The following is a 6,139-nucleotide window of genomic DNA, read 5'->3' as shown; positions in this document are numbered from 1 at the left end:
GGCCCCATCCGCACCCGCGTCTTGATCCACGACGGCTTCTTCTCGATCGGCGTCTCACTGTTGCGAACCTCGAGACGCAGCAGCTTCCGGCCTTCGGGCTGGGCGCTCATCGCGCGAGGTCCGCGTACAGCGGGTGCTTCTTGGCCAGGGTCTCGACGCGGTCGCGCAGCTTGGCCCGCACGGCGTCGTCGAAGTCCGGCTTGAGCGCCTCGGCGATGACGTCGGCGACCTCGGCGAAGTCCTCCGCCTGGAAGCCCCGGGTGGCCAGCGCCGGGGTGCCGATCCGCAGGCCCGAGGTGATCATCGGCGGGCGCGGGTCGAACGGGACGGCGTTGCGGTTGACCGTGATGCCGACCTCGTGCAGCCGGTCCTCGGCCTGCTGTCCGTCCAGAGTGGACTGAACCAGGTCGACGAGCACCAGGTGGACGTCGGTGCCGCCGGTCAGCACCCGGACCCCCGCCGAAGCGCAGTCCTCCTGCGCAAGCCGCGCGGCGAGGATCCGCGAACCCTCCAGGGTCCGCTCCTGACGCTCGCGGAACTCCTCGCTCGCGGCGATCTTCAGCGCGACAGCCTTGGCCGCGATGACGTGTTCGAGGGGCCCGCCCTGCTGGCCCGGGAACACCGCCGAGTTGATCTTCTTCGCCAGTTCCTCGCGGCTGAGGATGAGGCCGCCGCGCGGGCCGCCGAGGGTCTTGTGCGTGGTCGTGGTGACGATGTCGGCGTGCGGCACCGGCGACGGGTGCAGCCCGGCCGCGACCAGCCCGGCGAAGTGCGCCATGTCGACCATGAGACGGGCGCCGACGAGGTCGGCGATCCGGCGGAACTCGGCGAAGTCGAGCTGACGCGGGTAGGCGGACCAGCCGGCGATGATCAGCTTCGGCTGGTGCTCGACGGCCAGGCGCTCGATCTCGGCGAGGTCGACGATCCCGGTCTCTTTGTCGACGTGGTAGGCGACGACGTTGTAGAGCTTGCCCGAGAAGTTGATCTTCATCCCGTGCGTCAGGTGGCCGCCGTGCGCCAGGTCGAGGCCGAGGATCGTGTCGCCGGGCTTGAGCACGGCGAACATCGCGGCCGCGTTGGCCTGCGCGCCCGAGTGGGGCTGGACGTTGGCGTGCTCGGCGCCGAAGAGGGCCTTCGCACGGTCGATGGCGAGCTGCTCGACGACGTCGACGTGCTCGCAGCCGCCGTAGTAGCGGCGACCCGGGTAGCCCTCGGCGTACTTGTTGGTCAGCACCGAACCCTGCGCTTCGAGGACGCCCACCGGGGCGAAGTTCTCGGAGGCGATCATCTCCAGGGTCGACTGCTGGCGGTTCAGCTCGTCCGCGACGGCCGCGGCGACCTCGGGGTCGACGTCGGCGAGGGGGGCGTCGAAAGTCGTCATCAGTTCTCCTGGGTGTGCGCGGCGTAGGCGGCGGCGTCGAGCAGGTCCGGCACGTCCCCGGTCAGACGCACCTTCAGGAGCCATCCTTCGGTGTAGGGGTCGGAGTTGATGACCTCGGGGGTGTCCGATGTGGTGCCGTTCACCTCGACGACCTCGCCGGAGACCGGCGCGTACAACTCGCTGACCGACTTGGTCGACTCGACCTCGCCGAACACCTCGCCGGCCGTGATCGCCGAGCCCGCGTCGGGCAGCTGGACGAACACGATGTCACCGAGCGATTCGGCGGCGAAGGCGGTGATGCCGACGGTGGCGACGCCGTCCTCGACCTTCAGCCACTCGTGTTCCTTCGTGTACTGCAGGTTCTCGGGGATGCTCACGGGAGAAAGTCCTTACGCGCGGGAGTAGAAGGGCAGGGCGACGACCTCGACGGGCTCGATCCTGCCCCGGATGTCGACGGAGAGCTCGGTGCCGGGCTCGGCGTACGCCCGATCGACGTACGCCATGGCGATCGGGTAACCCAGCGTGGGCGACAAGGCGCCACTGGTCACCTCGCCGATTTCGGTGTCACCGGCCAGCAGCGCGTAACCGTGGCGGGGAGCGCGGCGGCCTGCTCCGCGAAGCCCGACCCGCACGCGCGGGACGTCCTGCTTGGACCGCTCCTCGAGGGCCGTGCGACCGACGAAGTCGCCCGGCTTCTCGAACTTGACGACCCGGCCGAGCCCGGCCTCGAACGGGCTCTGCTCGACGGTGAGTTCGTTGCCGTACAACGGCATTCCGGCTTCCAGGCGCAGCGTGTCGCGGCAGGCGAGACCGGCCGGCACCAGGCCGTGCGGCTCCCCCGCCTCCATCAGCAGCCGCCACAGCGCCGGGGCCTCGTCGGCGTCGACGAACAGCTCGAAGCCGTCTTCGCCGGTGTAGCCGGTGCGGGCGAGCAGGACGTCGTGGCCCTTCACCGACGCCGGGACGCTGGCGTAGTACTTCAGCGCGTCCAGGTCGGCGTCGGTCACCGCGCCCAGGATCTCGACGGCCTTCGGGCCCTGGACGGCGATCAGCGCGGTGGTCTCGGACTTGTCGGCCACGACGGCGTCGAAGCCCGCGACCCGTTCGGCCAGGGCGTCCGCGACGACCTGCGCGTTGCCTGCGTTCGCGACGACCAGGTAGTGGTCGTCTTCCAGCCGGTAGACGACCAGGTCGTCGAGGACGCCGCCCTCGGGGTTGCAGATCATCGTGTACCGCGCCCGGCCCGGCTTGACCCCGGTCAGGTTGCCGACCAGCGCGAAGTCCAGGACGTCGGCCGCCTGCTTGCCGGTGACGTGGATTTCGGCCATGTGCGAGAGGTCGAACAGCCCGGCCGCCTCGCGGACGGCCTTGTGCTCGGCCAGCTCGCTGGCGTAGCGGACCGGCATGGACCAGCCGGCGAAGTCGGTGAACAGCGCACCGAGTCCCTTGTGGACTCCGTGCAGGGAAGTTTCGCGAGACATGGGGGAGATTGTCGCCTTCCGTAGGTGGTCGTGAGTGGTAAGGAGGGTTAGAACCCGCCTAAACACTCACGAGCCGTACTCGCTGAGGGGCGGGCAGGAGCACACGAGGTTACGGTCGCCGCGGGCGCCGTCGATGCGACGCACCGGGGGCCAGTACTTGTTCTTGCGCGAAACACCCGCCGGGTACACGGCCAGCTCCCGGTTGTACGGCTTGTCCCACTCGCCGACCAGCGTCTCCGCGGTGTGCGGGGCGCCCCGCAGCGGCGACTCCTCCGCGCTCCACTTGCCGTTGGCCACGTCGTCGATCTCGGCGCGGATGGCGATCATCGCGTCGCAGAACCGGTCGATCTCGCCCAGGTCCTCGGACTCGGTCGGCTCGACCATCAGCGTGCCCGCGACCGGGAACGACATGGTCGGCGCGTGGAAGCCGTAGTCGATGAGCCGCTTGGCGACGTCGTCGACCGTCACGCCGGTCTCCTTGGTGAGCTGGCGCAGGTCGAGGATGCACTCGTGCGCGACCAGGCCGTCCTGGCCCGTGTAGAGCACCGGGAAGTGCGGCGCCAGGCGCGAAGCGACGTAGTTCGCGGCCAGCACGGCGACCTCGGTCGCCGCGGTCAGGCCGGGCGCGCCCATCATCCGGACGTAGGCCCAGGAGATCGGCAGGATCGACGCCGAGCCGTAGGGCGCGCCGCTGATCGGGCCGACGCCGGTTTCCGGGCCGGCGGCGTCGAGCAGCGGGTGGTTCGGCAGGTAGGGCGCGAGGTGCGCGCGCACCGCGACCGGGCCGACCCCCGGGCCACCACCGCCGTGCGGGATGCAGAACGTCTTGTGCAGGTTGAGGTGCGAGACGTCGCCGCCGAACTCGCCCGGCTTGGCCAGGCCCAGCAGGGCGTTGAGGTTCGCGCCGTCGACGTACACCTGGCCGCCGCCGTCGTGGACGATCTTCGCCAGCTCGTCGATGTCGTGCTCGTACACGCCGTGCGTGGACGGGTAGGTGACCATGATCGCGGCAAGGGTGTCCCGGTGGGTGTCCACCTTGGACCGCAGGTCGGCCAGGTCGACGTTGCCCTCGTCGGTGCACTTCACGACGACCACGCGCATCCCGGCGAGCACCGCGGACGCGGCGTTGGTGCCGTGCGCGGACGACGGGATCAGGCAGACGTCCCGGGCCTCGTCGCCGTTGGCGCGGTGGTACGCGCGGATCGCGAGGAGGCCGGCCAGCTCGCCCTGGCTGCCCGCGTTCGGCTGCAGCGACACCTTGTCGTAGCCGGTGACCTCGGCCAGCCAGCCGGCCAGCTGCCCGACCAGCTCGTGGTACCCGGCGGCGTCTTCGGCCGGGGCGAACGGGTGGATGCCGGCGAACTCGCGCCAGCTGATCGGCTCCATCTCGGTGGTGGCGTTGAGCTTCATCGTGCAGGAGCCGAGCGGGATCATGCCGCGGTCGAGGGCGTAGTCCAGGTCGGACAGCTTGCGCAGGTAGCGCAGCATCGCCGTCTCCGAGCGGTGCGTGCCGAAGACCTCGTGCCCCATGAAGCCGCTCTCGCGGGCCAGGCCGTTCGGCAGCGCGGCACCGTCTTCCAGGTCCCCTTCGACACCGAACGCCTTCAGCACCTTCGCGGCGATGGCGGGGGTGCTGACCTCGTCGAAGGCGACGCGGACGTGGTCGGCGTCGACGTGCCCGAGGTTGATTCCGGCCTCGCGGGCGGCCGCGTGGACCTCGGCGGCCTGGCCGGGAACGTGCGCGACGACCGTGTCGAAGAAGGACTCGTGCACGACCTCGACGCCGGTCTGACGGAGGGTGTCGGCGAAGCCCGCGGCGAGGCCGTGGACGCGCTGGGCGATCTTCTTCAGGCCGTCCGGGCCGTGGTAGACCGCGTACATCGCGGCCAGCACGGCGGGCAGGACCTGCGCGGTGCAGATGTTGGACGTCGCCTTCTCGCGGCGGATGTGCTGCTCCCGCGTCTGGAGCGCGAGGCGGTAGGCGGAGTTGCCGTCGGCGTCGACCGACACGCCGACCAGGCGCCCGGGCAGCGAGCGCTCGAGCCCCGAGCGGACGGACATGTACCCGGCGTGCGGGCCGCCGTAGCCGAGCGGGACGCCGAAGCGCTGCGTCGACCCGGCGGCGACGTCGGCGCCGAACTCGCCGGGCGAGGTGATCAGGGTGAGGGCGAGGAGGTCGGCGGCGACGGTGAACAGCGCTCCCGCGGCCTTCGCCGACTCGGAAATCGCGTGGTAGAAGCCGCGGCCGCGCAGCACACCGGACGCGCCCGGGTACTGGACGACGACGCCGAAGAAGTCCTCGGGCAGGCCGGTCAGCAGGTCGCGGACCTCGACCTCGATGCCGAGGGCCTCGACGCGGGTCCGCACCACGGCGATGGTCTGCGGAAGGCACTCGGCGTCCAGGACGACCTTGTTCGACTTGGACTTCGACGCGCGGCGCATCAGCGTGACGGCCTCGGCGACCGCGGTCGACTCGTCCAGCAGGGACGCGTTCGCGGTGGCCAGGCCGGTCAGGTCCGCGACCATCGTCTGGAAGTTGAGCAGCGCTTCGAGGCGGCCCTGCGAGATCTCCGGCTGGTAGGGCGTGTACGCGGTGTACCAGGCGGGGTTCTCGAGGACGTTCCGGCGGATCACGCCGGGGGTCACGGTGTCGGAGTAGCCGAGACCGATCATCTGCGTCATCGGCCGGTTGCGCGCGGCGAGGGCGCGCAGCTCCGCGGTGGCGTCCTCTTCGGACGCGGCGGGCGGGAGCCGCAGGTCACGGGTGGCGCGGATGGCGCTCGGGACGGCGGCGCCGACGAGGGCGTCCAGGCTGCCGTAGCCGCACTCGGCCAGCATCTTCGCGCGTTCGGCCTCGGACGGGCCGATGTGGCGGGCGTCGAACTGCGTGGAAGTGATCGGGAGCTCCTCGGGCCGGGCGCACACCGGTGCGCTGGGAACTCCCCCTCTGTCATGGCACCTGAGAGTTTCACCGCCTGTGCAGCGGCTTTCACCTTGGGTGAGGCGCGGGTGCGCCTGCTTTCCAGAGTGGCCTCGCGCGAAGCGGTAGCGGATACCTGAGAGATTCCGGGGAGTTTGCTCCTTCGGTGCCCCACCGACTTCGTGAGGGCTCTCCCGCCTCGGCTCGACGGCCCGATCTGCAGTTGTGGCGGTAACGGTACCCGGCGCGTCCCGCGGGCGTCCACTTCACCCGGGCAACACCACAGTGAGCCTCGACCGGCCCCCAAGCGCCCCAATGTGGCGTTGGGTGCGTCCAACGCACCCAATGTGGCGTTCG

The 6,139-nt window shown here is 70.6% G+C and carries 4 protein-coding genes, 1 pseudogene and 1 riboswitch; all 5 genes and pseudogenes read right to left on the bottom strand.

Annotation, left to right across the window (positions count from 1 at the left end; all coding sequences use genetic code 11):
• Nucleotides 1-110, bottom strand: a pseudogene (locus ACWEVN_RS45650) (lipoyl synthase); the annotation flags it as partial.
• A complete protein-coding gene (glyA, locus tag ACWEVN_RS45645; RefSeq protein ID WP_452055432.1) occupies nt 107-1,381 on the bottom strand; it encodes a serine hydroxymethyltransferase in 1,275 nt (424 codons plus the stop codon). The pseudogene ACWEVN_RS45650 and the gene glyA, both read right to left, overlap by 4 nt.
• Nucleotides 1,381-1,758 (bottom strand): glycine cleavage system protein GcvH, encoded by a 378-nt coding sequence (gcvH, locus tag ACWEVN_RS45640; protein WP_310974570.1) that lies wholly within the window; start codon nt 1,756-1,758, stop codon nt 1,381-1,383. The genes glyA and gcvH overlap by 1 nt, the downstream gene beginning before the upstream one ends.
• Nucleotides 1,759-1,770: 12 nt before the next feature.
• Complete coding sequence (gene gcvT / locus ACWEVN_RS45635) at nt 1,771-2,862, bottom strand: glycine cleavage system aminomethyltransferase GcvT (RefSeq protein ID WP_452055431.1); 1,092 nt, start codon at nt 2,860-2,862, stop codon at nt 1,771-1,773.
• A 66-nt stretch (nt 2,863-2,928) separates the two neighbouring features.
• Complete coding sequence (gene gcvP / locus ACWEVN_RS45630) at nt 2,929-5,760, bottom strand: aminomethyl-transferring glycine dehydrogenase (RefSeq protein ID WP_452055433.1); 2,832 nt, start codon at nt 5,758-5,760, stop codon at nt 2,929-2,931.
• Between the two features lie 135 nt (nt 5,761-5,895).
• Nucleotides 5,896-5,989: riboswitch (glycine riboswitch) on the bottom strand.
• Between the last annotated feature and the right edge of the window lie 150 nt (nt 5,990-6,139).

This window comes from Amycolatopsis sp. NPDC003861 (assembly GCF_053605405.1).
The sequence above is the reverse complement of the archived record's forward strand: the minus strand, read 5'-3'. Positions and strand labels throughout refer to the sequence as shown.

What these genes read in the sequence shown, in the direction of transcription:
- glyA (WP_452055432.1), bottom strand. Translation starts at nt 1,381, where the DNA reads ATGACGACTTTCGACGCCCCCCTCGCCGACGTCGACCCCGAGGTCGCC.
- gcvT (WP_452055431.1), bottom strand. Translation starts at nt 2,862, where the DNA reads ATGTCTCGCGAAACTTCCCTGCACGGAGTCCACAAGGGACTCGGTGCG.